The organism is Burkholderia sp. BCC0506, assembly GCF_902833145.1.
Classification (GTDB): Bacteria; Pseudomonadota; Gammaproteobacteria; order Burkholderiales; family Burkholderiaceae; genus Burkholderia.
Genome location: NZ_CADFEN010000012.1, coordinates 67,471 through 94,045, shown reverse-complemented (window position 1 = coordinate 94,045; position 26,575 = coordinate 67,471). Strand labels below are relative to the sequence as shown.

24 protein-coding genes are annotated in these 26,575 nt (G+C 67.1%); 6 read left to right on the top strand and 18 right to left on the bottom strand.

Annotated elements, in window-relative coordinates:
- Positions 1 to 31: 31 nt before the first annotated feature.
- From rsmG to HWX62_RS25410, 12 genes are all read right to left on the bottom strand, one after another.
- Positions 32 to 718 (bottom strand): 16S rRNA (guanine(527)-N(7))-methyltransferase RsmG, encoded by a 687-nt coding sequence (gene rsmG / locus HWX62_RS25465; protein ID WP_175930959.1) that lies wholly within the window; start codon positions 716 to 718, stop codon positions 32 to 34.
- Entirely contained in the window at positions 715 to 2,685 is a 1,971-nt protein-coding gene (gene mnmG / locus HWX62_RS25460; RefSeq protein ID WP_175930960.1) for a tRNA uridine-5-carboxymethylaminomethyl(34) synthesis enzyme MnmG, read from the bottom strand. The genes rsmG and mnmG overlap by 4 nt, the downstream gene beginning before the upstream one ends.
- A 470-nt stretch (positions 2,686 to 3,155) precedes the next feature.
- The gene (locus tag HWX62_RS25455; protein WP_175930961.1) at positions 3,156 to 3,911 is read right to left on the bottom strand and encodes an ABC transporter ATP-binding protein; all 756 of its coding nucleotides are present in this window, start codon (positions 3,909 to 3,911) and stop codon (positions 3,156 to 3,158) included.
- A complete protein-coding gene (locus HWX62_RS25450) occupies positions 3,911 to 5,695 on the bottom strand; it encodes a branched-chain amino acid ABC transporter ATP-binding protein/permease (RefSeq protein ID WP_175930962.1) in 1,785 nt (594 codons plus the stop codon). The genes HWX62_RS25455 and HWX62_RS25450 overlap by 1 nt, the downstream gene beginning before the upstream one ends.
- A 4-nt stretch (positions 5,696 to 5,699) precedes the next feature.
- A complete protein-coding gene (locus HWX62_RS25445) occupies positions 5,700 to 6,755 on the bottom strand; it encodes a branched-chain amino acid ABC transporter permease (protein ID WP_175930963.1) in 1,056 nt (351 codons plus the stop codon).
- A 201-nt stretch (positions 6,756 to 6,956) separates the two neighbouring features.
- Entirely contained in the window at positions 6,957 to 8,114 is a 1,158-nt protein-coding gene (locus tag HWX62_RS25440; RefSeq protein WP_175930964.1) for an ABC transporter substrate-binding protein, read from the bottom strand.
- A 1,068-nt stretch (positions 8,115 to 9,182) separates the two neighbouring features.
- The gene (locus tag HWX62_RS25435; protein ID WP_175930965.1) at positions 9,183 to 10,160 is read right to left on the bottom strand and encodes a branched-chain amino acid ABC transporter permease; all 978 of its coding nucleotides are present in this window, start codon (positions 10,158 to 10,160) and stop codon (positions 9,183 to 9,185) included.
- Positions 10,160 to 11,044, bottom strand: coding sequence for a branched-chain amino acid ABC transporter permease (locus HWX62_RS25430; protein WP_175930966.1), 885 nt, complete (start codon positions 11,042 to 11,044; stop codon positions 10,160 to 10,162). Before HWX62_RS25430 ends, HWX62_RS25435 begins: the two co-directional genes overlap by 1 nt.
- A gap of 132 nt (positions 11,045 to 11,176) precedes the next feature.
- Entirely contained in the window at positions 11,177 to 12,376 is a 1,200-nt protein-coding gene (locus tag HWX62_RS25425; RefSeq protein WP_175930967.1) for an ABC transporter substrate-binding protein, read from the bottom strand.
- Positions 12,377 to 12,452: 76 nt separating this feature from the next.
- Positions 12,453 to 13,208 carry an ABC transporter ATP-binding protein gene (locus HWX62_RS25420; protein WP_175930968.1) on the bottom strand — a complete coding sequence of 252 codons (756 nt, stop codon included), beginning with the start codon at positions 13,206 to 13,208 and terminating at the stop codon, positions 12,453 to 12,455.
- Entirely contained in the window at positions 13,205 to 13,984 is a 780-nt protein-coding gene (locus HWX62_RS25415) for an ABC transporter ATP-binding protein (RefSeq protein ID WP_027783147.1), read from the bottom strand. Before HWX62_RS25415 ends, HWX62_RS25420 begins: the two co-directional genes overlap by 4 nt.
- Before the next feature lie 431 nt (positions 13,985 to 14,415).
- The gene (locus tag HWX62_RS25410) at positions 14,416 to 16,101 is read right to left on the bottom strand and encodes a choline dehydrogenase (RefSeq protein ID WP_175930969.1); all 1,686 of its coding nucleotides are present in this window, start codon (positions 16,099 to 16,101) and stop codon (positions 14,416 to 14,418) included.
- 162 nt (positions 16,102 to 16,263) lie between these two features.
- On the opposite strand from HWX62_RS25410, the gene HWX62_RS25405 reads away from it, so the two are divergent.
- Together HWX62_RS25405 and HWX62_RS25400 are read left to right on the top strand one after the other, a co-directional pair.
- Positions 16,264 to 17,163: a LysR family transcriptional regulator gene (locus tag HWX62_RS25405; RefSeq protein ID WP_175930970.1), complete on the top strand. Its 900-nt coding sequence runs from the start codon at positions 16,264 to 16,266 to the stop codon at positions 17,161 to 17,163.
- Between the two features lie 193 nt (positions 17,164 to 17,356).
- Positions 17,357 to 17,890: a class IV adenylate cyclase gene (locus tag HWX62_RS25400; RefSeq protein WP_175930971.1), complete on the top strand. Its 534-nt coding sequence runs from the start codon at positions 17,357 to 17,359 to the stop codon at positions 17,888 to 17,890.
- Positions 17,891 to 17,957: 67 nt separating this feature from the next.
- Here the strand turns inward: HWX62_RS25400 and HWX62_RS25395 are convergent, their stop codons facing one another.
- On the bottom strand, positions 17,958 to 18,443 hold the full coding sequence (locus HWX62_RS25395) for an Lrp/AsnC family transcriptional regulator (RefSeq protein WP_034188251.1): 486 nt from the start codon (positions 18,441 to 18,443) through the stop codon (positions 17,958 to 17,960).
- Between the two features lie 138 nt (positions 18,444 to 18,581).
- On the opposite strand from HWX62_RS25395, the gene phhA reads away from it, so the two are divergent.
- Both phhA and HWX62_RS25385 read left to right on the top strand, forming a co-directional pair.
- Positions 18,582 to 19,475 (top strand): phenylalanine 4-monooxygenase, encoded by an 894-nt coding sequence (gene phhA, locus HWX62_RS25390; RefSeq protein ID WP_244136095.1) that lies wholly within the window; start codon positions 18,582 to 18,584, stop codon positions 19,473 to 19,475.
- Positions 19,476 to 19,566: 91 nt separating this feature from the next.
- Positions 19,567 to 19,944, top strand: coding sequence for a 4a-hydroxytetrahydrobiopterin dehydratase (locus HWX62_RS25385; RefSeq protein ID WP_279610476.1), 378 nt, complete (start codon positions 19,567 to 19,569; stop codon positions 19,942 to 19,944).
- Between the two features lie 92 nt (positions 19,945 to 20,036).
- Here HWX62_RS25385 and HWX62_RS25380 read toward each other — a convergent pair whose 3' ends face one another.
- Positions 20,037 to 20,267 (bottom strand): DUF3717 domain-containing protein, encoded by a 231-nt coding sequence (locus tag HWX62_RS25380; RefSeq protein WP_006401493.1) that lies wholly within the window; start codon positions 20,265 to 20,267, stop codon positions 20,037 to 20,039.
- A 122-nt stretch (positions 20,268 to 20,389) separates the two neighbouring features.
- On the opposite strand from HWX62_RS25380, the gene HWX62_RS25375 reads away from it, so the two are divergent.
- Both HWX62_RS25375 and HWX62_RS25370 read left to right on the top strand, forming a co-directional pair.
- Positions 20,390 to 21,082, top strand: a complete 693-nt coding sequence (locus tag HWX62_RS25375) for a response regulator transcription factor (RefSeq protein ID WP_006401494.1) — start codon at positions 20,390 to 20,392, stop codon at positions 21,080 to 21,082.
- A 123-nt stretch (positions 21,083 to 21,205) separates the two neighbouring features.
- On the top strand, positions 21,206 to 22,690 hold the full coding sequence (locus HWX62_RS25370) for a sensor histidine kinase (RefSeq protein ID WP_175930973.1): 1,485 nt from the start codon (positions 21,206 to 21,208) through the stop codon (positions 22,688 to 22,690).
- Between the two features lie 140 nt (positions 22,691 to 22,830).
- Here the strand turns inward: HWX62_RS25370 and HWX62_RS25365 are convergent, their stop codons facing one another.
- From HWX62_RS25365 to HWX62_RS25350, 4 genes are all read right to left on the bottom strand, one after another.
- Complete coding sequence (locus tag HWX62_RS25365) at positions 22,831 to 23,361, bottom strand: SET domain-containing protein-lysine N-methyltransferase (RefSeq protein ID WP_175930974.1); 531 nt, start codon at positions 23,359 to 23,361, stop codon at positions 22,831 to 22,833.
- Positions 23,362 to 23,538: 177 nt separating this feature from the next.
- Positions 23,539 to 24,651, bottom strand: a complete 1,113-nt coding sequence (locus tag HWX62_RS25360; protein WP_124624145.1) for an NADH:flavin oxidoreductase/NADH oxidase — start codon at positions 24,649 to 24,651, stop codon at positions 23,539 to 23,541.
- Positions 24,652 to 24,855: 204 nt separating this feature from the next.
- Positions 24,856 to 25,566 carry a glutamine amidotransferase gene (locus HWX62_RS25355; protein WP_175930975.1) on the bottom strand — a complete coding sequence of 237 codons (711 nt, stop codon included), beginning with the start codon at positions 25,564 to 25,566 and terminating at the stop codon, positions 24,856 to 24,858.
- 28 nt (positions 25,567 to 25,594) lie between these two features.
- Positions 25,595 to 26,233, bottom strand: coding sequence for a MarR family winged helix-turn-helix transcriptional regulator (locus tag HWX62_RS25350; protein ID WP_175930976.1), 639 nt, complete (start codon positions 26,231 to 26,233; stop codon positions 25,595 to 25,597).
- Positions 26,234 to 26,575 lie beyond the last annotated feature (342 nt).

Sequence of the window (26,575 nt, the reverse complement as noted above, 5' to 3'; positions counted from 1 at the left end):
CTTCAAACAAACGGCGCGCTCCCGCGCGCCTTCAATTCGCGTCGTCGACGGCCACTTCGAACAGATGCCGCTCCGCATCGAGCATCGGCACCGCCAGCCGGATCGTCTGCGTGACGCGGCTGCCTTCGGGCAACCGCGCAATCTCGTCGTCCGGGTGAACGCCCTTCATCGCCCAGATCGATCCGCCCGGCGCGACCAGATGACGAGCAAGTTTAACGAAGTCGGACAGATCCGCGAAAGCGCGGGATACGATCATGTCGAATTTTTCCGGCACTTCGACACCGGGCTGCAGCGATTCGACCCGTCCGGTAACGACCGACAGGTTCGCGAGCTTCAGCTCCGCGCGCATCTGCGTCTGGAAGGCGGACTTCTTCTGCACGATATCGTTCAGCGTGACCTGCCAGCCCGGCTCGACGATCGCCAGCACGATACCGGGCAGCCCGCCGCCCGAGCCGACGTCGAGCACGCGCGCCGACGGACGGCCTCGCAGATGCGGGACGATGGAAAGCGAATCGAGGATGTGCTGAATCAGCATCTGCTTGGGGTCGCGGATCGCGGTCAGGTTGTAGACCGCGTTCCACTTGCCGAGCAGCGCGACATAGTCGAGCAGCTGGTTGCGTTGGGTATCCGTCAGCGTGAGGTCGAGCGCCGCCGTGCCTTCGACGAGCATCCCTTCCAGTACGTCCCGATTAACCGCCGGCGCGCGACGCGCCGTCATTGCTGCGTCGGGACGGTGCCGTCCCCCTGCTCCGCGGCCGCTGCGACCGTGCCGGCACGGCGGCCCAGGCCACGACGCTTCAGGTGCACCATCAGCAGCGAGATGGCCGCCGGCGTGACGCCCGAGATACGCGACGCCTGCCCGATCGTTTCCGGCCGGAATTCGTTGAGCTTCTGGCTCACCTCGAACGACAAGCCGCGGACTTCGCGGTAGTCGATGCCGTCCGGCAGGCGCGTGTTCTCGTTCGCATCGTTACGCTCGATCTCGGACGCCTGGCGCTCGATATAACCCTGATACTTGATGCCGATCTCGACCTGCTCCTTGATCTGCTCGAGCAGCACCGGATCGTCCGTCAATGGCTCCGCGGGGCCGCACTCGCCGCCCTTCAGCCCGCACACGCCGTCGTAGCTCACACCCGGCCGGCGCAGCAGCTCGGCGAGGCTGTATTCGTGATCGATCGCCTTGCCGAGCAGCGCGGTGGCCTCTTCCGCCGGCAGCGTCTTCGGCGTCACCCAGGTCGACTTCAGGCGTTCGGTTTCACGTGAAACAGCGTCGCGTTTCCGGCTGAAGGCGTCCCAGCGCGCGTCGTCGACGAGCCCCAGCTCACGGCCGATCTCGGTCAGGCGCATGTCGGCGTTGTCTTCACGCAGGCTCAGGCGATACTCGGCGCGGCTCGTGAACATCCGGTACGGCTCCGCCACGCCGCGCGTGACGAGATCGTCGACCAGCACGCCCAGGTAAGCCTGATCGCGACGCGGGCACCACGCATCCTTTTCCTGCACGTAACGGCCCGCGTTGAGGCCAGCCAGCAGACCCTGCGCAGCCGCCTCTTCGTAGCCGGTCGTGCCGTTGATCTGGCCCGCAAAGAACAGCCCATTGATCGCCTTCGTCTCGAGCGACGCCTTCAGCGCACGCGGATCGAAGTAGTCGTATTCGATCGCGTAACCGGGGCGCAAGATGTGCGCGTTCTCGAGGCCGCGCATCGAGTGCACGAGCTCGAGCTGGACATCGAACGGCAGGCTCGTCGAGATCCCGTTCGGGTAGAACTCGTTGGTCGTCAGCCCTTCCGGCTCGAGGAAGATCTGATGCGACTCCTTCGATGCGAACCGGTGAATCTTGTCCTCGATCGACGGGCAATAGCGCGGCCCGACGCCTTCGATCACGCCTGTATACATCGGCGAACGGTCGAGACCGCCGCGAATGATGTCGTGCGTGCGCTCGTTCGTATGCGTGACCCAGCACGGCAACTGCTGCGGATGCTGTTCCGCGCGGCCCAGGAACGAGAAGACCGGAATCGGATCGAGATCGCCCGGTTGCTCGTCGAGCTTCGAGAAGTCGATCGTGCGACCGTCGATACGCGGCGGCGTCCCGGTCTTCAGGCGGCCCTGCGGCAGCTTCAGCTCCTTCAGGCGCGACGACAGCGACACGGCCGCCGGATCGCCCGCGCGGCCGCCCGTGTAGTTGTTCAGGCCAACGTGGATCTTGCCGTCGAGGAACGTCCCAGCCGTCAGCACGACGGCGCGCGCGCGGAAGCGGATGCCGATCTGCGTGACGGCGCCGACCACGCGGTCGCCTTCGACCATCAGGTCGTCGACCGCCTGCTGGAACAGCCAAAGGTTCGGCTGATTCTCGAGCCGGTGGCGGATCGCGGCCTTGTACAGGATGCGATCAGCCTGCGCACGCGTCGCACGCACGGCCGGGCCTTTGGACGAATTGAGGATCCGGAACTGAATCCCGCTTTCGTCCGTCGCGGCGGCCATTGCGCCGCCCAGCGCGTCGACTTCCTTGACCAGATGGCCCTTGCCAATACCGCCGATCGACGGATTGCAGCTCATCTGCCCAAGCGTTTCGATGTTGTGGGTCAGCAGCAGTGTCTTGGCGCCCATACGGGCGGACGCCAGCGCGGCTTCCGTGCCGGCATGGCCGCCACCGACGACGATGACGTCAAATTCTGTGGGAAAAAGCATGGTGGATTCCGTACGCAGAGCTGCGCACGAACCTATCAGAGAAATGTATGGGCCGAATTATAGCGGGTTCGCTTTTCGCCCGAAGGCCGTCCGAATGGTAGGGTCTGTGCATCTCGGCGATTTTTCGGTGTGGATTGGCAAATTTTCTTGCCTCGAGCCGCGCCAGCAATGCCTTTGAACGGTTCAATGTACATCGTCACGCCTGTGCGAAAACCCGATTGCTTAGGACCCGGCCTATGCCGCATCGCTCCGACCGCTGAGTGGGGCCCTCCTCCGGCCAGCAATTCTGTCGGTTGCTCTGGCACTTATCCACTGAGCCTCCATGCATCGCGGCCTTCAAGGGCCGACCCGCCACCACTGCACAGCGCGTCCAACTGTTCCCGCACGACTTATCCCCGGCCGATCGTCACAAACAAAAACGGCGTGTTTCACGTGAAACACGCCGCCCGTTTCCCACCATCGCACCGCAGTCAAGCCGTCTTCTTCGCCAATCCGAGATACGTCTCGATCACCCGCGGATTCTGCGCAAGCTCGGCCGCCGGCCCTTCCAGCGCAAACTCGCCCGTCTCCAGCACATAGCCGTAGTCGGAAATCTGCAACGCCGCCCGTGCGTTCTGCTCGATCAGCAGCGTCGCGACACCGGTGCCGCGCAGCGCGCTGATGATATGAAAGATCTCCTTCACGATCAGCGGCGCCAGCCCGAGGCTCGGCTCGTCGAGCATCAGCAGATCCGGCTTGCCCATCAGTGCGCGCCCGACCGCCAGCATTTGCCGCTCACCGCCGGACAGCGTGCCGGCCGCCTGCCTGCGGCGCTCCTTCAGCCGCGGAAACAGTGCGAACACGTGATCGAGCTGATCGAGGAAGTTCGACTCCCCCGCCTGCTTGCGCCGATATGCGCCGAGCACGAGGTTGTCCTCCACCGTCATCGTGCTGAACAGCTCGCGCTTTTCCGGTACGAGGCACATCCCGCGCGCGACGCGCTGCTCGACCGGCAACGCGCCGATGTCGACGCCGCGATACAGGACCGCACCGGACGCGTGCCCCGTTACCGGCAACGCACCCATGATCGCGTTCAGCAGCGTCGACTTGCCGGCCCCGTTCGGGCCGATCACGCTGACGATCTGTCCCGCCCCGACCCTGATCGCAGCACCGTGCAGCGCCTCCACCTTCCCGTACCGCACCGCCAGCCCGCGTACTTCGAGAATCGGCATCGTCGTGTCCGTCATCACTCCACCCCGCCCAGATACGCTTCGAGCACGGCCGGGTCCTGCTGCACATCCTGCGGCAGCCCTTCCGCGATCCGCGTGCCGAATTCCATCACCACCAGCCGGTCGGTGAGATTCATCACGAAATCCATGTCGTGTTCCACGAGCAACACGCTCATCCCTTCGGCTTTCAACCGCCGCAACAAGTCGGCGAGTTGCTGCTTCTCCTGGTAGCGCAGCCCTGCGGCCGGCTCGTCGAGCAGCAGCAGCGTCGGGTCGCAGCACAGCGCCCGCGCGATTTCGAGAATCCGCTGCTGGCCGAGCGCGAGGCTGCCCGCTTCGTCGTACATGTGCTTGTCCAGCCCGACGCGGCGGATCTGGCGCGCGGCTTCGGCCAGCAACTGCGCTTCCTCGTGCGCATTGAGCCGCGCGATGCTGCGCCATACGCCCGTATGGCCGCGCAGATGGGCGCCGATCGCGACGTTCTCGAGCACCGTCATCGCCGGCAACAGCTTCACGTGCTGGAACGTGCGACCGATACCGCGGCGAACGATCTGACGCGACGTCAGCCCGTCGATGCGCTCGCCACGGAACGTGATCGCCCCGCCGGTCGGCTTCAGCACGCCGGTCACGAGGTTGAACGTGGTCGACTTGCCCGCGCCGTTCGGGCCGATCAGCCCGATGATCTGCCCCGCTTTCACGTCGAAGCTCACGTCGTTGACGGCCACCAGCCCGCCGAACTGTTTGCGTGCGTTGTCGACCACGAGCAGCGGCTCGCCGGCCACCGGTTTCGCACGCTGCGGCAGCGGGTCGGCCTGCTCCGGCACGTGCGCGCGCGGCCCGCGCGGAAACAGTCTCGCGACGAACGGCCACACGCCCTGGCGCGCGTACTGCAGCAGCAACACCATCAGCACGCCGAACACGATGATCTCGAAGTTGCCTTCCGAGCCGAGCAGCTTCGGCAGCAATGTCTGCAGGTAGTCCTGCAGCACGGTCAGGATCGCGGCGCCGAGCACCGCGCCCCACACGTGCGACACGCCGCCCACCACGGCCATGAACAGGAATTCGATCCCGTGGTTCAGGCCGAACGGAGTCGGGTTCACCGCGCGCTGCAGGTGCGCATACAGAAAGCCCGACACGGCAGCGAGCACGGCCGCATAGACGAAGATCACGACGCGCATCCATGCGGTGTTCACGCCCATCGCCTCGGCCATCACGCCGCCGCCCCGCAACGCGCGGATCGCGCGGCCCGGGCGGCTGTTCAGCAGGTTCTGCACCGACACGATCGCGGCCAGCACCACGGCCCAGATCAGGAAATACAGGCTGCGGCCGCTGTCGAGTTCGATGCCGAACAGGTTCAGCGCCGGAATCCCGTTGATCCCGTCGTACTTGCCGAGCAGTTCGAGGTTGCCGAACAGGTAGAACAGCGCGAGGCCCCACGCGATCGTGCCGAGCGGCAGGAAGTGCCCGGACAGGCGCATCGTCACGGCGCCGAGCACGAGCGCGACGAGCGCGGTCAGCACGACGCCGACGATCAGCGCGAGCCACGGCGACACGCCGTACCGCGTCGTCAGGAACGCGGTCGCATACGCGCCGATGCCGACGAACGCCGCCTGCCCGAAGCTCGTCATCCCGCCGACGCCCGTCAGCAGCACGAGCCCGATCGCGACGATCGCATACAGGCCGATGTAGTTCAGCAGCGTGATCCAGTATTCGGGCACCTGCAGCGCGCCGGGCAGCACCGGCAGTGCGAACAGCGCCACGAGAAACACCCAGAACGTCTTGTTGCGTACCATCGTCTTCATCGCGTTACTCCTCTTCCTCTTCCGCATGCGGCGTCACGAGGCTCCGCCACAGCAGCACCGGAATGATCAGCGTGAACACGATCACCTCCTTGTACGCGCTCGCCCAGAACGACGAATACGATTCGAGCACGCCGACGAGCAGCGAGCCGGCGGCCGCGAGCGGATAGCTGACGAGCCCGCCGATGATCGCGCCGACGAAGCCCTTCAGGCCGATCAGGAAGCCCGAGTCGTAGTAGATCGTCGTCAGCGGGCCGACGAGGATGCCGGACAGCACGCCGAGCCCCGCCGCGAACGTGAACGCGAGCCGCCCCGCTTCGGTGGTGCCGATGCCGACGAGTCGCGCGCCGAGCCGGTTCACCGACGTCGCGCGCAGCGCCTTGCCGGCGATCGTGCGGCCGAAGTACACGTAGAGCGCACCGATCAGCACGAGCGCCGTGACGACGACCAGGATGCTCTGCACCGACACCGTCATGCTGCCGAGCGCGAGCGACGCATCCGAGAACCCGTTGGTGCGCGAACCCTCCGCACCGAACATCACGAGGCCGAGGCCGACCATCGCGAAATGAACGGCGACCGACACGATCAGCAGCAGCAGCGTCGTGCCTTCGGCGATCGGCTGGTACACGAGCCGGTAGACGAACGGCCCCATCGGCACGACGATCGCGAGCGTCAGCGCGATCTGCGCGAGCATCGGCATCGGCTGCGCGGCGAAGCTGCGCGTGATCGCGAATACCGCGAGGGGCAGCAGCACGTAGCGGCTGCCGAGCGTCGCGAGCGTGCGGCCGAGTTGATGGCGGCGTTCGCGATGCCGGATCAGGCCGCCGACTTCGAGCAGGAAGCACGCGATGCCCATCGCGAACAGCAGCCAGCAGGTGGCCGGGAATTTCTGCGCCTGCAACGCGGCCAGCGTCAGCGCGCCGTAGGCGACGAACTCGCCCTGGGGAATGAAGATCACCCGCGTGACGGAAAACACCAGTACGAGCGCCAGCGACAGCAATGCATAAATGGCGCCGGTCGTGATGCCGTCTTGCGCGAGGATCGCCGCAATCGAGAGATCCATACGTGTCGTGTATCGAGAGAATGCTGCGGAGAAACGAAAGGCGGAAAACGCCCGGGGCGCGCGCGACGCGATCGGCCCGTCGCGCGCCATGCGGCGGGCCCCGGTGGTTCCAGGCGGCACGGGAGCGGCCATCAGGCCCGTCACCCTGCCGACGGCGTGCGCGGCGCCGTACGCGCCGCGCACGCCGGTTTCACGCGATGCTTACTCGGCCTGCAGCTTCCACTTGCCGTCGACGATCTGCACCATCACGCGCGCACGCGTGTCGAAGCCGTTGTGATCGGTCGCCGTCATGTTGATCACGCCGTGCGAGACGGGCAAGTCCTTCACGCTTTCGAGCGACGCGCGCAGCGCTTCGCGGAACGCCTCGGTGCCCGGCTGCCCCTTCTTCAGCGCTTCCGGGATCGCCCGCTGCAGCAGCAGGCCCGCATCCCACGCATGGCCGCCGAACGTCGACAGCGAACCCGCGCCGTAGGCCTTCTCGTACGCGGCCTTGTAGCCGAGCGCCGGCTTCTTCACCGGGTTCGAATCGGGCAGCTGGTCGGTCACGAGCACGGGCCCGGCCGGCAGGATCTCGCCTTCGCAGTCCTTGCCGCACACGCGCAGGAAATCGTTGTTCGCGACGCCGTGCGTCTGGTACACCTTGCCCTTGTAGCCGCGCTCCTTCAGCGTCTTGGCCGGCAGCGCGGCCGGCGTGCCGGAGCCCGCGATCAGCACCGCATCCGGGTTCGCGCCCAGCAGCTTCAGCACCTGCCCCATCACCGACGCGTCGGTCCGGTTGTAGCGTTCGTTCGACACGAGCTTCAGCCCGTTCTTCGCGGCCGCCGCATCGAACGTCTTGTACCAGCTGTCGCCGTACGCATCGGCGAAACCGATGAAGCCGACCGTCTTCACGCCGTGCTTGGCCATGTAGCCGGCGATCGCGTCGGCCATCAGCTGGTCGTTCTGCGGCACCTTGAACATCCACGCGCGCTTCGCGTCCATCGGCGCGATGATCTGCGCGCTCGCCGCGAGCGAGATCGTCGGCGTCTTGCCCTGCGACACGGGATCGAGCATCGCGAGCGAGTTCGGCGTGACCGACGAGCCGATGATCGCGTCGACGTGGTCCTCGTCGATCAGCTTGCGCACGTTCTGCACCGCGCGGCTCGTGTCGGACGCGTCGTCCAGCACGATGTACTGCACGCTCTTGCCCGCGATCTCCTTCGGCAGCAGTGCGATCGTGTTCTTTTCCGGAATCCCGAGCGACGCGGCCGGGCCGGTGGCCGACAGCGTCACGCCGATCTTCACCTGCGCCGACGCCGAAGCCGCCGCACACACGAGGCCCGCGGCAAGCAGGGCCTCCATCCATCGATTCATCTTCATTTACGTTGTCTCCAAACGCTGCTCGAAAAATCCACGGGTGGCTCGGGCGGCTCCCGCTTCCCAAACAAGTTAATATCTTAATTATCTCGCTCATCCGCGCCCATGCTCGTTTTCCCGTGAAACCTCGCACCCATGCGCCGCATGCCGGCCGGAACGGTCATTCGACCATCACGATGCGCAGCAGCAATGTCGTCAGGATGAAGGACGCGAAGAAACGCGCAATCGCACGGAAAACCGGTGCGTGCGCAACGACGGCGGGAATGCACGCCGTTACGGCCCGATGCGGCCGGGTACGCGTGCGAAGAAACGTCGGCAAACCGGCGGCTCATGAGGATGCGGATACGGATGCGAACGCAACGACATCCGATGGCGTCGGAGCGCGCATACAGGCCACGGAACGGCCCGGGAAAGCCGCGATGACCGTCGCCACACCCCGCGGCGAACGTGCGGCGCCCGCCGCCCTTCCTGCCCCGAACCATCGTCCTGCGCTGCTCATCCAACCGTACTCCCTCTTCTGCATTCTGCTTGTAGGAGAACTGCCGACCGTTTTCCCGACCGCTCGGTCGGCGAAAGCCGAGTGTAACGGACGCGTTTCGCGCACGCCAACCGGGTAAGCCCGGACAGCCTGTGCGCGAAAGTGCGCTGTCTGCAAACGAATGACGGGAACGGGAAAACGGGGGAGCGCAGCGAAGCGCGGAAGAGATGCGGTGCGAATGCAGGCGCGGGAAAGATCGCCGCGGGTCGATGCACCATCGATGGCATCCGTGCACGCAAATGAAAAAGCGCTGTTGGATTCCGTCCAACAGCGCTTTGGGGTCCGGGCACTTTGTGCCTCGATTGTCTCCTCGTTCTCCACCTGCAAATTCGTTTCGCGGTGCATCAGAACTGAGGTGAATCTTAAAGAGGCTTAAGCACCACGACAACTTAGCATTTACCCCTATGGTGCATTGCCGCACGAAAATGGGGCACCAATCTGCCGCGCGGTGCCGGCGCGAGCCCGTTGCGGCGCCCTTCCCGCGCGTGCCGGATGGTGCTTCGCATCAACGCGCGGCGACGCGCCCGGCACGCTCACGACGACGCCCTGAGCGGCTTGATCCGCGCGACCATCTCGCCGACGATGCCGCGCCGGAATGCCAGCACGCATGCGATGAAGATCAGCCCGGTGACGATCGTCGCCGATTCGCCGAGCGAATGGAACCACGCGACGCCCGTCGTCGACGCGAGCCATTCGCCGATGTCCCCGAGCCGGTCTTCGAGCGCGACGATCAGCGCGGCGCCCAGGAGCGGCCCGAACAGCGTGCCCATCCCGCCGACGAGCGTCATCAGCACGACGAGGCCGGACATCGTCCAGTACGCGTCCGACAGCGTCTCGAAGCCGAGCACGAGCACCTTCAGCGAACCGGCCAGCCCCGCGAGCCCGGCCGACAGGATGAACGCGAGCAGCTTGAAGCGGTCGGTGTCGTAGCCGAGCGAGATCGCGCGCGCTTCGTTCTCCTTGATGGCGACGAGCACCTGGCCGAACGGCGAATGGACGACCCGCACGATGAACGCGCACGCGGCCACGACCAGCGCGAGCACGACGTAGTACAGCGCGACGTCGTTCGACAGGTCGAGCAGCCCGAACAGGCGGCCGCGCGGCACGCCCTGCAGGCCGTCCTCGCCATGCGTGAACGGCGCCTGCAGGTAGATGAAGTAGACCATCTGCGCGAACGCGAGCGTGATCATCGCGAAGTAGATGCCCTGCCGGCGGATCGCGAACAGCCCGACGACGAGCCCGAGCAGCGTCGCGGCGACGGTGCCGGCCAGCACGCCGAGCTCCGGCGTGAAACCGAGCGTCTGCATCGAATAGCCGGTCGCATAGCCGGCCGTCGCGAGAAACATCGCATGGCCGAACGACAGCAGCCCCGTATAGCCGATCAGCAGGTTGAACGCGGCCGCGAACAGCGCGAACGCGAGCACCTTCATCACGAACACCGGATACGCGCCGACGAACGGCGCCACGAGCAGTGCGGCGAGCAGCACGCCGTAGAGCACTTTTCTCTGCATCATTTTTCCTTGCCGAAGAGGCCCGCCGGGCGGAACAGCAGCACGATCGCCATGATCACGAACACGACGGTGGCCGACGCTTCGGGGTAGAACACGCGCGTGAAGCCCTCGATCACGCCGAGCAGCAGGCCCGTGACGATCGAGCCGAGGATCGAGCCCATCCCGCCGATCACGACCACCGCGAACACGGTGATGATCATCGGCTGGCCCATCAGCGGCGACACCTGGATCACCGGCGCGGCCAGCACGCCCGCGAACGCGGCGAGCGCGACGCCGAAGCCGTAGGTGAGCGTGATCATCATCGGCACGTTCACGCCGAACGCCTCGACGAGCTTCGGGTTCTCGGTGCCCGCGCGCAGATACGCGCCCAGCCGCGTCTTCTCGATCACGAACCACGTCGCGAGACACACCGCCAGCGACGCGACGACTACCCACGCGCGGTAGTTCGGCAGGAACATGAAGCCGAGGTTGGTCGCGCCGGCCAGTTGCGACGGCACGTCGTACGGCTGGCCCGACGACCCGTAGATCGACCGGAACACGCCTTCGACGACCAGCGTGAGACCGAACGTGAGCAGCAGCCCGTACAGGTGATCGAGCTTGTACAGCCAGCGCAGCATCGAGCGTTCGATCGCGATCCCGAACGCGCCGACGATGAGCGGCGCCAGCACGAGCATCGCCCAGTACGGCAGCCCGAAATACGACAGGCCCATCCACGCGAGCATCGCGCCCAGCATGAACAGCGCGCCGTGCGCGAAGTTGATCACGTTGAGCAGCCCGAAGATCACCGCGAGCCCGAGGCTCAGGATCGCGTAGAACGAGCCGTTGACGAGCCCGAGCAGCAACTGGCTCAGCATCGCCGGCAACGGAATGCCAAAGATTTCCATCGACTTAGCCGTCAGAATGAGTTTCGTTGCGCACGCAACCTTACGGCCGTTGCGCGCGCGAGCGGCGCAGCAGGCACGTCGCTGCGGCCGCCGCCGCGCGGCGCGCGACTCGCGCGCGCCGCTACGCAGCGCTTACTTCCACAGCGCGCAGCGCGTTTCCTGCTTGGTGCCGAACGCCTGTTCGCCCGGAATCGTCGCGAGCACCTTGTAGTAGTCCCACGGCTCCTTCGATTCCGACGGCTTCTTCACTTCCATCAGGTACATGTCGTGGATCATGCTGCCGTCCTGGCGGATATAGCCCTTCGCGTAGAAGTCGCTGATCTTCATCTTCTTCAGCTCGGCCATCACCTTGTCGGAGTCGGTCGTACCGGCGGCCTGCACGGCCTTCAGGTACGTCGTCACCGACGAGTAGTCGGCCGCCTGCAGGCTCGACGGCATCTTCTTCATCTTGCCGAAGTAGCGCTGCGCCCACTGCCGCGACGCCGCATCGCGATTCCAGTACCAGCTGTCGGTCAGCACCAGGCCCTGCGTCGTTTCGAGGCCGAGGCTGTGCACGTCGTCGATGAACATCAGCAGCGCGGCAAGCTTCATCGTCTTCGTGATGCCGAATTCCTTCGCGGCCTTGATCGAGTTGATCGTGTCGCCGCCCGCGTTCGCGAGGCCCAGGATCTGCGCCTTCGACGATTGCGCCTGCAGCAGGAACGACGAGAAATCCGACGCGGACAGCGGGTGGCGCACCGCGCCGAGCACCTGGCCGCCGTTCGCCTTCACGACGTCCGACGTGTTCTTCTCGAGCGCCTTGCCGAACGCGTAGTCGGCCGTCAGGAAGAACCACGTCTTGCCGCCCTGCTTCACCACCGCCGAGCCGGTGCCCTTTGCGAGCGCCATCGTGTCGTACGCGTAGTGAACCGTGTACGGCGTGCACTGCTCGTTGGTGAGCGTATCGGCGCCCGCGCCGATGTTGATGTAGACCTTCTTCTTCTCGGCCGCGACCTGGTTCATCGACAGCGCGGTGGCCGAGTTCGTGCCGCCGACCAGCAGGTCGAGACCGCCGCGGTCCATCCATTCGCGCGCCTTCGACGCGGCGATGTCGGCCTTGTTCTGGTGGTCGGCATAGACGACCTCGATCGGCTTGCCGAGCACCTTCCCGCCGAAGTCCGCGACCGCCATGCGGATCGCCTCGAGGCCGCCCTGCCCGTCGATATCCGCGTAGAGCCCCGACATGTCGGTGATGAAGCCGATCTTCACGGTATCCGCCGCGTGGGCGGCGCCGGCGGTGAACGCGGCGGCCGCGAATGCGAGACAGGCCTGTGCGAGGGTCTTCATTTTCATTGACGTCTCCTGTTGTTCTGATGCGTTGTGGTTGTTCGAGGGCCGCCACGGCTAGCGGCAAGGGAAACGGGCGGCGTCACACCCCGAGCAGGTCGTGCAGGGTCGGCATCTTGCCTTCCAGTTCGGATGCGCGGAAATGCTCGACGATGCTGCCGTGCTCCATCACGTAGAAGCGGTCGGCGAGCGGCGCGGCGAAACGGAAATTCTGTTCGACCATCACGATCGTGTAGCCGCGCGCCTTCAGCGCGACGATCATCCGCGCGAGCGCCTGCACGATCACCGGCGCCAGGCCTTCGGAAATCTCGTCGAGCAGCAGCAGGTTCGCGCCGGTGCGCAGGATCCGCGCGACCGCGAGCATCTGCTGCTCGCCGCCGGACAGCCGCGTGCCCTGGCTCCGCCGGCGCGACGCGAGATTCGGAAACATCGCGTAGATCTCGTCGAGCGACATCGCGTGCTCGCGCGGCCCGATCAGCGGCGGCAGCATCAGGTTCTCCTCGCACGACAGGCTCGAGAAGATTCCGCGCTCCTCCGGGCAGTAGCCGATCCCGTAATGCGCGATGCGGTGCGTCGCGAGGCCGATCGTCTCGTGGCCCGCGACCTTGATCGACCCGCTGCGGCGGCCCGTGAGGCCCATGATCGCGCGCAGCGTCGTCGTGCGGCCCGCGCCGTTGCGGCCGAGCAGCGTGACGACCTCGCCGCGATGCACGGTCAGGTCGACGCCGTGCAATATGTGGGATTCCCCGTACCAGGCCTGAAGGCCCGTGATCTCCAGCGCAGGCGTACCGCTCTCGACGCCGCTCAATTCGCGCTCCTCCCGTTCGCTGTGCTTCATGCGTGCGCCCCCGCGAGCGCCGCGTCGGCGCTGCCCATGTAGGCCTCGATCACGAGCGGATTCTTCGACACTTCCGCATACGAGCCTTCGGCCAGCACCTCGCCGCGTTGCAGGACGGTGATCGTGTCGGAGATCCCCGCGATCACGTTCATGTTGTGCTCGACCATCAGGATCGTGCGGCCGCTCGCGACCTTCTTGATCAGCGCGGTCACGCGGTCGACGTCCTCGTGGCCCATCCCCTGCGTGGGCTCGTCGAGCAGCATCAGTTCGGGCTCCATCGCGAGCGTCGTCGCGATCTCGAGCGCACGCTTGCGGCCGTACGCGAGTTCGACGGTCGGCACGTGCGCGAAATCGGTGAGGCCGACCTGCGTAAGCAGGTCCATCGCGCGATCGTCGAGCCGCTTCAGCGTGCGTTCGCTGCGCCAGAAATGGAATTCGGTGCCGAGCGCGCGCTGCAGGCCGATGCGCACGTTCTGCAGCGCGCTCAGGTGCGGGAACACGGCCGAGATCTGGAACGAGCGGATGATGCCGCGCCGCGCGACCTGCGCGGGCCGCTCGTCGGTGATGTCGATGCCGTTGAAGACGATCTGGCCGGCCGTCGGCGTCAGGAATTTGGTGAGGAGGTTGAAACAGGTGGTCTTGCCCGCGCCGTTCGGGCCGATCAATGCGTGGATCGCACCGCGCCGCACGCGCAGGTTGACGCCATTCACGGCGGTGAAGCCCCTGAATTCCTTCGTCAGTCCGCGTGTTTCCAGAATCGTGTCGCCGAGAATCATGTTCCCTTCCGTACGAAGTCAGGCGAAGCACCGGGAAGCCTGGCGCGAGCGGCCGCGAACAGGTCAGCGGATCAGCGGGCTGCCCCCGGGCGCCGTGGTACGCCTCGAGGGTGGTCTCCCGCGCCGACGCGTATGCACATTACAGAACATTGTCGCGCCGTTGGTGCAGTGCAATCATCGGGATTTGCACTTATAGGGCTGGCCGCCATATCGGCCGAGACTTCGCGCGGTTTTTCACCGCCCTTTTTTGACGCGTGCATCATCACGCGTTGGCCTGCTGCAGAACCGGGCGTGCATGTGCGAAAAAAGCCGCGCGACGGCGCGGCTTGCACGGATCTTGCCGTTCGCGCGCACGCGACGGCAGCTTGTTTCGCACGGCGAATCAGCGGGCATTCGCATGGCCGCTCGCTGGCGCGCGCGTCAGCGCACCTTCATGCAGCCGTCACCGCGGCCTCGGTTCGCACCGACGTCGTTTCGCGCGCCGCACGGCGGTCGGCACGAATCATGTCGCTCGCGCGCTCCGCGATCATCAGCGTCGGCGAATTGGTGTTGCCCGACGTGATGAACGGCATCACCGACGCATCGACGATCCGCAGCCCGGCGATGCCGCGCACGCGCAGCCGGCTGTCGACCACCGCGCGCGCGTCGTCGACGCGCCCCATCCGGCAGGTGCCGACCGGATGGAAGATCGTCGTGCCGACGGCGCCGGCCGCGTCGATCAGCTCGGCCTCGGTCCGGTACTGCGGGCCCGGCAGGATTTCCTCGGGGCGATAGCGCGCGAGCGCCGGCGCGGATGCGATGCGGCGCGTGAGGCGCAGCGCGTTCGCGGCAACGTGCCGATCGTGATCGGTCGACAGATAGTTCGGCGCGATCACGGGCGCGCTGCCCGGATCGGCGCTCGCGATATGCACGCTGCCGCGCGAGCTCGGCCGCAAATGGCAGACCGACGCCGTAAACGCGTTGAAGCGGTGCAGCGGCTCGCCGAAACGTTCGAGCGACAGCGGCTGCACGTGGTACTGGAGATCGGGGCGCGTGAGTGCGGGATCGTCCGGATCCGATTTCGCGAATGCGCCCAGCTGCGACGGCGCCATCGACATCGGCCCGCGCTGCAGCAGCGCATATTCGGCGCCGATCATCAGCTTGCCCCACCAGTGCGCGGACAGCGTGTTGAGCGTACGCACGCCGTCGACGCGAAACGCCATCCGCAATTGCAGGTGATCCTGCAGGTTTTCGCCGACGCCCGGCAGATCCTGCACGACGTCGATGCCGAGCGCCTGCAGCCGCCGGCCATCGCCGATGCCCGACAGTTCGAGCAGTTGCGGCGAATTCACCGCGCCCGACGTCAGCAGCACTTCCGCTCGTGCCCGCGCGACGTAGTCGGTGCCGCCGCCGCGGTACTCGACGCCCACTGCGCGCCGCCCGTCGAAGATCACGCGCTGCGCCTGCGCACCGGTGATCACGGTCAGGTTCGGTCGCGCCATCGCGGGCCGCAGGAACGCCTTCGACGTATTCCAGCGCACGCCGCGCTTCTGATTCACCTCGAAGTAGCCGACCCCGGCATTGTCACCGCGGTTGAAATCGTCGGTGGCGGGAATGCCCGTCTGCTGCGCGGCCTGCGCGAACGATTCGAGAATTTCCCAGCGCAGCCGCTGTTTCTCGACGCGCCAGTAGCCGCCCGCGCCGTGCGCGTCGCTCGCGCCCGCATGATGATCCTCGCTGCGCTTGAAGATCGGCAGCACGCTGTCCCACGACCAGCCGGCGTCGCCGGTTTCCTGCGCCCAGTTGTCGTAGTCCTCGCGCTGGCCGCGCATGTAGATCATCCCGTTGATCGACGAGCAGCCGCCGAGCACGCGGCCGCGCGGATACGACAGCGTACGGCCGTTGAGCGCCGCCTCGGGCTGCGTCTTGTACAGCCAGTCGGTGCGCGGGTTGCCGATGCAATACAGATAGCCGACCGGGATATGGATCCAGTGATAGTCGTCCTTGCCGCCCGCTTCGAGCAGCAGCACGCGGATGTCGGGATCCTCGGTCAGGCGGTTCGCGAGCACGCAGCCCGCGGTGCCCGCGCCGACGATCACGTAGTCGAATTCGCCCTCGAGCGTGCGTTGAGTCGTCACGACGTGTCTCCTGATTTGTTGTGCATCGCGGATCGATCCCGCGCTTCGCTTTCAGCATAGTGCGTCGCGGGCGATGCGACCGAAGCAGCGTACTCCCGCGCCCGCCCGCCGATCCAATGAGTTATGCTGAACTGCGTTATAAGCCAGGCTCATATCACGACGATGGATCTCACCCTGCTCCGCGCGTTCGCGACGGTCGCGCGCGAAGGCAACCTGACGCGCGCCGCCGCGCAGCTGCACCTCACGCAGCCGGCCGTCAGCCTGCAGATCAAGCATCTGCAGGAAACGCTCGGCGTCGCGCTGTTCACGCGCACGTCGCGCGGGCTTGCGTTGACGCGCGACGGCCAGACGCTGCTGCCGCATGCGGAACGCGCGCTCGCCGCGGCCGCCGACGTGCAACGCGCGGCGGCCGCGCTGCGGCACGAGGTGCGCGGCCGGCTGCGGATCGGCACGATCCTCGATCCGGGGTTCCTGCGGCTCGGCGGCTTCCTGCGCGCGCTGGTCGAGACCCATCCGCAGATCGAGACCGCGCTGCGGCACGGAATGTCGGGCTGGGTGATCGAGCAGGTGCGCGCGCAGGCACTCGACGTCGGCTACTACATTGGCCGGCCCGGCGAGGACGATCCGCTCGACGGTGCGCTGTTCCACACCGTCACGCTCACGCATTTCCAGTACCGCGTGCTCGCGCCGGCCGGCTGGAAGGAGCGCGTGCAGCGCGCGCACGACTGGCGCGCGCTCGCCGCGCTGCCGTGGATCTGGACGCCGCCGGCGTCCGCGCATCACCGGCTGCTGTCGCGGCGGTTCGCGCAGGCCGGCGCGCAGCCGCTGAAGGTCGCCGAAGTCGACCAGGAGCAGTCGATGCTCGACCTCGTCAAATCGGGGATCGGGCTGACGCTCGCACGCGATTCGACCGCGCTGGCGGAAGCGCACGCGCATGCGCTGACGATCGTCGAGCGCGTGACGGTGCCGACCGAACTGACGTTCGTTTCGCTCGCCGCACGGCGCGACGAACCGGCGATCGCGGCCGCGCTGCGGCTGATCGAAGCGCAGTGGGCGATATGAGCGATGCTGATGTCGATGCGGGCGGTCGCGCCTCGGGTTCCGGTACCTGACGCATGCCGCGGATCGCCGTCGTGAGCAGACTCCTCCGCCCGCGTCGTGTCGCCGCCCTCGTCCGCTCGTCACGCCACCATCGCAGGCTTTTTGCTAGATTGTGCGTTCGCACACCGCGAGACCCCGATTGAAGGAGACCCGCATGGCCCGCAACATCGAGATCAAAGCCCGCGCCCGCGAATTCGACCGTCTGCGCGAACGGGCGGCTCAGCTCGCGACCGACGCGCCGTTGTTCTACCGCCAGCAGGATTTCTTCTACGACGTACCGCGCGGACGCCTGAAGCTGCGCCGCTTCGAGGACGGCACGCCGGCCGAGCTGATCTTCTACCAGCGCGACGACCGCGACGGCCCGAAGGCGTCGTACTACACGCGCAGCCCGGTGACGAACCCCGACGCGATGCATTCGCTGCTCGCGACCGCGCTGACCACGCGCGGGATCGTGACGAAGGAGCGGCACGTGTACCTCGCCGGCCGCACGCGCATCCACCTCGACCGCGTCGACGGTCTCGGCGATTTCATCGAGCTCGAAGTCGTGCTCGGCCCCGACGACGACGAAGCCGGCGGCGAAGCGGAAGCGCACGAGGTATTCGCGAAGCTCGGCGTGGCGCAGGACGATCTCGTCGCGGTCGCGTACGTCGATCTGCTGAACGCCGACGCCCAGCCCGAAACGGCCTGATCCGGCCCCACCGAAGGCGGGCGCCGCGCGTGCCGCCTTCAGTGCCGGCGCCGCTGCCGCCTCCCCGTCACGCGGCGCCCGGCGCCAGGTGCGCGAGCGGCAGCGCGCCGTTGCGCTTGAAAGTCGTCAGCACGATGTTCGAGCGCACGCTGTCGACCCCCGGCACCCGCATCAGCTTCTTCATCACGAACTGCGACAGCGCGTTGAGATCCGGCGCGACGATCCGCAGCAGGTAGTCGGCATCGCCCACCACCGCGTGGCATTCGAGCACTTCGGGCAGCACGTCGATCTGCTGCTGGAACTGCTCGATGATCGAATCGCCGTGATGCTTGAGCTTCAGGCTCGTGAACGCAGTCACGCCGAGCCCGAGCCTCTCCGGCCGCAGCATCACGCGGTAGCCCTCGATCACGCCGGCCGCCTCGAGCCGCTGCAGCCGCCGGCCGATCTGCGACGGCGACAGCGGCACCTCCTCGCCCAGTTGCTGATGCGTCGCGCGCCCGAAGCGCTGCAGCACGTCCAGCAGCGCGAGATCGAAGTGATCGAGTTCCAGCATGAGCATTCTCCGCATTGATTTGCGATTTAATGCACGATTATCGCATCGATCTGCAAATCTTCGCCAACTATGCGCCCAACCCGCACGCAGCCCGCTCTACACTTGCATGGTCCCAACCCCAGCGTGCAGCGCCTGATCATGTCCACCGTCGTCACCGCGAAACTGCAGGAGCAGTTCGACGCGGGCCTCGAAACCCGCGCCGATTTCACCATCGACCAGCCGCTGCAGCGCTACGGCCAGGTCGACCACGCGGTGTGGCAGCAGCTCTATGCGCGCCAGTCGGCCCTGCTGCGCGGCCGCGCGTGCGACGCGTTCGTCGCCGGGCTCGGCAAGATCGACCTGCCGGCCGATCGCGTCCCGTCGTTCGCCGACGTGAACCGCCAGCTGAAGCCCGCGACCGGCTGGGAAATCGTCGCGGTGCCCGGCCTCGTGCCCGACCGCGTGTTTTTCGCGCACCTCGCGAACCGGCGTTTCCCCGTCACCTGGTGGATGCGTCGCCCCGACCAGCTCGACTACCTGCAGGAACCCGACTGCTTCCACGACCTGTTCGGCCACGTGCCGCTGCTGATCGACCCGGTGTTCGCCGATTACATGCAGGCGTATGGCCGCACCGCGCTCGCGGTCGCCGACGACGAAGCGGCGCTCGCGCGCCTCGCGCGCCTCTACTGGTATACGGTGGAATTCGGGCTGATTCGCGACCCGCGCGGAACGAACGGGCTGTCGATCTACGGCGCGGGGATCGTGTCGAGCAAGGGCGAAAGCCTGTACAGCCTCGACAGCGCGGCGCCGAACCGGCTCGGGTTCGAGCTCGAGCGCGTGATGCGCACGAAGTACCGGATCGACACGTTCCAGAAGACCTACTTCGTGATCGACGATTTCGCGCAGCTGTTCGCGCTCGCCGACGTCGACGGCCGCGCACTGGCCGATCGGCTCGCCGCGCTGCCCGAATTCGCGGCCGGCGCGGTGCTCGACACCGACCGCGTGCTGCATCGCGGCACCGGCGAGGGCTGGCCCGACGACGCCGACGCGTGACGTACCGCGGCGTCGCGGCGCCGACCGTGGGCGGCCGGCCGCCCGTCGCCCGTCGCCCGTCGCCCGTCGCCCGTCGCGCAACTATGAAACAATGAACGATGCCGGCCTCGCCGCGCGGTGCAGCCGCGGGCGGGCGCCGTTACCGAACGAGAGGTGCAAGATGATCCACAAGCTCACATCCGAAGAACGCAAGACCCGGCTCGAAGGCCTGCCGCTCTGGACGGCCGTGCCGGGGCGCGACGCGATCCAGCGCCGCCTGCGCTTCGCCGACTTCAACGAGGCATTCGGCTTCATGACGCGCGTCGCGATCAAGGCGCAGGAGATGAACCACCATCCGGAATGGTTCAACGTGTACAACCGTGTCGACGTCACGCTGTCGACCCACGACGCCGACGGGCTGACCGAACGCGACATCGAACTCGCGCGGTTCATCGACGGTGCTGCCACGCACGCGCAACCGGGCGCCTGAGTATCCCCTCTACCGCCGCGCATTTTTCCTTGCGCGGCGCGTCAACTTTTCATTTCGATGAACGTTTTCTAGGATGTACTGAGCGGAAGCCTTCAGCTTTCCAAGCCATCCTTAAGGCGCACGTAAGTCTCGTACGCTTTCCGTGCCTTGGGGTCCAATCCTTCCAGTTGCAGCGCGCTTTCGCGCTGTACAATCAGCAGCGCATACGGCTTGGAAAGCGCGCTGGCCTCTTCGCAGAGTTTGAGTTCGTCGCCGCTCGACGGCGAGCGGGCGCGCCAGAAATTGATCGCGGCTTCTAGGTCGTGGATCGAAATATCGGACATGATTGGATCTAATCGTTCGCTGGCCGCCATGCTTGATGTCAGGCGAAGCGGCGCCCCTGTGGAAACGGCGTCGTGCTGTCCGCGTGCCTGAACCGCCAACCCATTGTACTTGAGCGAACTTCATGCGACTCCTTCTGATCGAAGACGACCGCCCCATCGCACGCGGTATCCAGAGCAGCCTCGAGCAGGCTGGCTTCACCGTCGACATGGTGCATGACGGCATTTTTGCCGAACAGGCGCTGGCACAGAACCGCCACGAACTCGTGATCCTCGACCTCGGCCTGCCGGGCATCGACGGGATGACGCTGCTCACGCGCTTCCGCCAGACCAACCGTCACACGCCCGTGATCGTGCTGACCGCACGCGACGAGCTGAACGACCGGATCCAGGGCCTGAACTCCGGCGCCGACGACTACATGCTCAAGCCGTTCGAGCCGGCCGAGCTCGAAGCGCGCATCCGCGCGGTGATGCGCCGCAGCGGCCCGCACAGCGACATGCCGCGTCCGGAGGTGTCGCTCGGCGGCGTCCGCCTGTCGGGCGTCGACCGCCGCATCTTCAACGACGACAAGCCGCTCGAACTGTCGCCGCGCGAATTCGCGGTGCTCGAGATGCTGCTGCTGCGTCACGGCCGCGTCGTCAGCAAGGCCCAGTTGCAGGATCACCTCACGCACTTCGGCGGCGATCTCGGCGACACCGCGATCGAAGTCTACGTGCACCGCGTGCGCAAGAAACTCGAGCAGTGCCGGGTCGAAATCGTCACGGTGCGCGGCTTCGGCTACCTGCTGCAGGAAATCCGCCAGACGGCGAGCGTCTGAGCGATGCCGCGCGCCGGCCGGCCGCGTGCCGCCGACGCGCGCATGCGTGCGGCTTGCGCGTCGCCGCCCGGCGCACGACCGCGCCGCTCCCCGTGAGCGGCGCTCATCCATTTGCCCGTCGAAATGTCTTCTGATCCGGCTGTGACCACCAGCCTGCGCCGCTCGCTGCTCCGGCGCCTCGCCGCGCCGCTGTCGATGCTCGCGCTGATGAGCGGCCTGATCGCCTACTGGCTCGCGTGGCAATACACGCAGCACGTGATCGACCGCTCGCTCGCCGATCTCGCGACCGCGATCTCCAAACAGATCCAGATCGCCGGCCCCGACGCGCCGTTCACGGTGCCGCCGCTCGCGCAGGCGATGTTCTCCGATCCCGCCGAAGCGCTGATCTACCGGATCAGCGACGGCGAGCAGGAACTCGCCGGCGATCCGAAACTGCCGCTGCGGGGCATCAACGTGCGCCGCATGCATCACGCGTACGTGTTCGAGGCCGAATACGACAACCGCGCGGTGCGGGTCGCGCAGGTGCGCGTCGACGACGTCGAGGGCGGCAAGCCGATGGTCGTCGAAGTCGCGCAGCCGGTGCGGCACCGCTACCGGATCGCGGCCGAATTCCTCGTCGCGATCATGATGCCGCTGCTCCTGCTGCTGCTCGCGGGCTGGGGCATCGTGTGGCGCGTGGTGAATCAGCAGCTGGACCCGCTCACGCATCTCGCCGATTCGCTGAACCGGCAGACCCACACGTCGCTGGAGCCGGTCGACGAAACCGACGTGCCGCTGGAGATCCGGCCGCTGACGAGCGCGATGAACGCGCTGCTCGGCCGCCTGAAAACCGCGCTCGACGCGCAGCGCAAGTTCATCGCCGATGCCGCGCACCAGTTGCGCACGCCGCTCACCGCTGTGAAGCTGCATGCCGAGCAGGCGGCCGTCGCGCGCGACCCGCACCAGACCTTCGCCGCGGTGCGCGAGCTGCGTGCGGCCGCCGACCGCGCGGTGCGGCTGTCCAACCAGTTGCTGTCGCTCGCGCGTGCCGAGCCGGGTGAGCAGGCCGCCCGCTTCGTCGATGTCGATCTCGCGGCGATGGCGTTCGAGACGGGTGCCGAATGGGTGCCGCGCGCGCTCGCATCGCATGTCGACCTCGGCTTCCAGCGCAGCGACGATCCGGGCGACGACGAAAAGCTGTTCGTGCGCGGCAACCCCGTGCTGCTGCGCGAGGTGATCGCGAACCTGCTCGACAATGCGCTGAAGTACGTGCCGCTCGCGCGGCCGGACGGCGCGCGGATCACGGTGAACGTCGCGCGCGCCGCGCTCGAGGGCAACCAGCCGGCCGCCGAGATCGTCGTCGAGGACAACGGCCCCGGCGTGCCCGCGAACCAGCAGGCCGACCTGTTCAAGCGCTTCTTCCGCGGCGACGCGCAAAGCGGCAACGGCGTCGAGACGGGCGCCGGGCTCGGGCTCGCGATCGTGCACGACATCATCGCGATGCACGGCGGCACCGTGTCGTACGAGGATGCGCCGGAAGGCGGCTCGCGCTTCGTGGTGCGGGTGCCGCTCGCTGCGCATACGGAGAAACCGGCCAGCGAAACGCCGGCCGCGGCGCCGACGCACTGAACGACGCGCGGCAGGCAAACAAACGCCGGCCCGTCGGCCGGGCCGCCCGCCGGACAGGGAACGGAAAGACGGAAAGGGGATGACGGGCCGCTACGACGCGGCGACCGCCGGCGGCCGCGCGCGATGCGCCGCCGCCCGCATCACTTCTTGCTCTTCTTGTCCTTCGAACCGGACGCGGGCTTGCCGTCCTTCTTGTCCTTCTTCTTTTTCTTCTTCCCGCCTTCGTCGGACGTCGCGAGCAACGTGCCGCGGCACGACTCGGCACCGCAATGGCACGCGTATTCGCGCTTGAGCTTCTTCGTCAGCTTCGCGTCGATCACGAGGCCGTAGTCGTAGAACAGCTCCTCTTCCGGCCCGATGTCGCGCAGCGCGTGGATGTACACGCGGCCTTTGACTTCCTCGGCTTCGCAGTTCGGCGCGCACGAATGGTTGATCCAGCGCGCGCTGTTGCCGTTGATCTTGCCGTCGATCACGCCGCCTTCGTCCAGTGCGAAGTAGAACGTATGATTCGGCTCGCTCGGGTCGTGCGGATGACGGCGCAGCGCTTCCTTCCACGAGATTCGCTCGCCCTTGTATTCCACTACGCGCTCGCCGGCCTTGATCGGCGCCACGGCGAACACGCCCTTGCCGTGTACTCCCGAGCGGCGCACCGCGATCCTGCGTGAACTCATCGAACCAATCCTTGTGAAGACGACCTGAATGGAAGCGGCCGCGATCGCGGCCGGGCGCCGCGCAAAACGAAAACGCGGCACCGGTCGGTGCCGCGTCGGGGCATGCGGCGAATCACCCGCATCCTACACGTTCACGATTGCTTCGTTCAACATCGCGCGCAATATTGCGCGATGCGCTCAGCGCTGGCCGAATGCGACGTCGCCGAACAGCGCCTTGTGCTCGCGCGGCTGCGAACGCCAGTATTGCGGCGGCGCCGTCACCTGCGCGCCGAGCTCGGCCGCCGCGTGCCACGGCCAGCGCGGGTCGTACAGCATCGCGCGCGCCATCGCGACGAAATCGGCATCGCCGGCCTCGATCAGCCGGTTCGCGTGCGCGGGTTCGTTGATCAGGCCGACCGCGATCGTCGGCATGCCGACCGCCCGCTTCACGGCCTGCGCGAACGGCACTTGGTAGCCGGGCGACAGCGGAATCTTCTGCAGCGGCGACACGCCGCCGGACGACACGTCGATCCAGTCGCAGCCGCGGCGCTTCAGTTCGTGCGCGAACGCGATCGTATCGTCGAGCTCCCAGCCGCCTTCGACCCAGTCGGTCGCGGACACGCGCACGCCGACCGGCCGGTCTTCCGGAAACGCGGCACGGACGATCTCGAAGATCTCGAGCGGAAACCGCATCCGGTTTTCGCGCGAGCCGCCGTATTCGTCGGTGCGCCGGTTCGCGAGCGGCGACAGGAACTGATGCAGCAGGTAGCCGTGCGCCGCGTGCACCTCGATCGCATCGATGCCGAGCCGCGCGGCCCGCCTGGCCGACGCCGCGAAGGCTTCGCGGATGCGGTTCAGGCCCGCGGCATCCAGTGCGAGCGGCGGCGTCTCGCCGTCCTTGTGCGGCACGGCCGACGGCCCGTGCGGCAGCCAGCCGCCGTCGGCGACCGGCACGAGCTGGCCGCCCTCCCACGGCGCCGCGCTCGACGCCTTGCGCCCCGCATGCGACAACTGCATCGCGACGCGGATCGGCGAATGCTTGCGAATCGCGGCCAGCACCGGCTTCAGCGCGGCTTCAGTCACGTCGTCCCACAGGCCGAGGTCGCCGTGCGTGATGCGCCCGTCGGGTTCCACCGCGGTCGCTTCGATGCACAGCAGCCCCGCGCCCGACAGCGCGAGATGGCCGAGATGAATCATGTGCCAGTCGGTCGCTTCGCCGCGTTCGGCCGAGTACTGGCACATCGGGGAAATCACGATCCGGTTCGGAAGGGTCACGCCGCGCAGCGTGAACGGAGAAAACAGCGCAGTCATGGAAGCCGCTCGCCAGGAAAGGGAAAGAGCGGACGAGCGTAGCACGCGGGCTCGAAGCGTGCAGACGGCGCCATCGGCAGTAAGCGGATGGTCAGGTACAGCCCGCGGGATGCCGGCGGGGGCACGGCATGCGCGGTGCACGGCGATGCGCCGGCCCGCAACGGATGCGCCAAACCTGTGCGGCGGACGTCGCCGCCGGCGACGTCAGAGCCCGACGCTGCCGAGCCACTCCGCGAACATGTGCCGTGCGGCCGTCTCGAGCGCGGGGCCGTGCTGCGCGGTATCGGCACGCAGCTGGCGCGCGTCGACGCCGGGCGTCGCGGCGATTTCGCCGGCGTTCGCGATCAGCCACGGTTCGAAGCGATCGGTACGGATCTCGGGATGACATTGCAGCGCGAGCACGTGCTGCCCCCACGCGAATGCCTGGTGCCGGCAGGCCGGCGTCGAGGCGAGATGGATCGCGCCGCCCGGCAGGTCGAACGTATCGCCGTGCCAGTGCAGCATCGACGTCGTCGCGCCGTCGAGATGGCGCAGCGGCGACGCACGGCCGGCGTCGGTGAGCGTCAGCGGCGCCCAGCCGAGTTCGTGCTGCGCGGCCGGATAGACGCGCGCCCCGAGCGCCCGCGCGATGAACTGCGCGCCGAGGCAGATGCCGAGGATCGGCAGCCCCGCGTCGATGCGCTGGCGCACGAGCGCCAGGAGCGGCGCGATCGTCGGATACTGCGCGTCGTCGTACACGCTGAGCGGCCCGCCGAGCACGACGAGCAGCGACGGCTCGAGCACGTCGAGCACCTCGACCCGCGACGATCCGACATCGACATAGCGCACCCGTCGACCGCGTTCGCCGAGCACCTGCTCGAAGCTCCCGAGATCCTCGAAATGCACGTGGCGGATCGCCACGACTTCAGCGTTCATCATCGGCCTCCCGGTCGATCGACGGACGTCAGCCTGCGAAAATCTTCCAGGTCTTCTTCTGCGTCGCCGCGTCGGCTTCTTCCTGCACCGAGCAGTCGAGACGCAGATCGGCGTCGGACATCGAGATGTCGAGCGCCGCGCAGTGATGCACGGTCTTCTTCGACAGCTTGCCCGGCTGGAAATGCGTGCACGTGAGGCACATGCGTTGCGGCGGCGTCGCGCCGGCCACCTGCAGCTCGCGCAGCGTCTTCAGCAGCGCGCGGTACAGCGTGCCCTGCTCGTCCGCGCCGAGCTTGCCGACCGCCTTCGTCAGGAATTCAGGCCATTGCAGCGCCTTCTTCGCGGCCGTGCGGCCACGCGCCGACAGGCGCACGGCCAGTGCGCGCCCGTCGTCGAGCGCACGGCGCTTCTCGACGAGCCCCTTCGTCTCGAGCGTGCTGACCGCATCGCTCGTGGTGGCCGCCGTGAGCTGCGTCTCGCGCGCGATCTCGCCGAGCCGCATCGGGCCCTTGCGCTGCAGCAGCAGCACGAGAATCTCGCCCTGCGTCGGCGTGAGGCCAGCGCCTTCCGCCCAATCCCATGCCTCGCTCCGCATGGCCGTGCTCAACCGCAACAGGCTGTGGGTCACACGTCCCGCAGCCTGGTTCCCGTAAACGCCTTCGCTCATAGTCTTTTCGCTTTGCCGCCGCCCGGATGGCCGAGCAGCCGTAGTGTGGAGATCGAATCCATCTCAAAACAGACGCAGTCTCTCGAGTGCGTCAGCACGGCCGTCGCGAGGCACACGCGGCGGTCGCGTTCGCGGCGACCGGAGAGACACACGTCGTTCCGGTGTCCGCAAAGCCGACATTCTAAGCGAGAGCGGAAAATCGCACAGCTAAGTTATCCCCTGCATTCTGTGGAAAATCACTGGATAACCGCCATTTCTCGTTGTGCGCGCAATGCCGCGCGCCTGCGAAACGGCGCGCGCCGGCATTGTCCTGTTCGAATCGGCCATCGGCCGCAGGGTAAT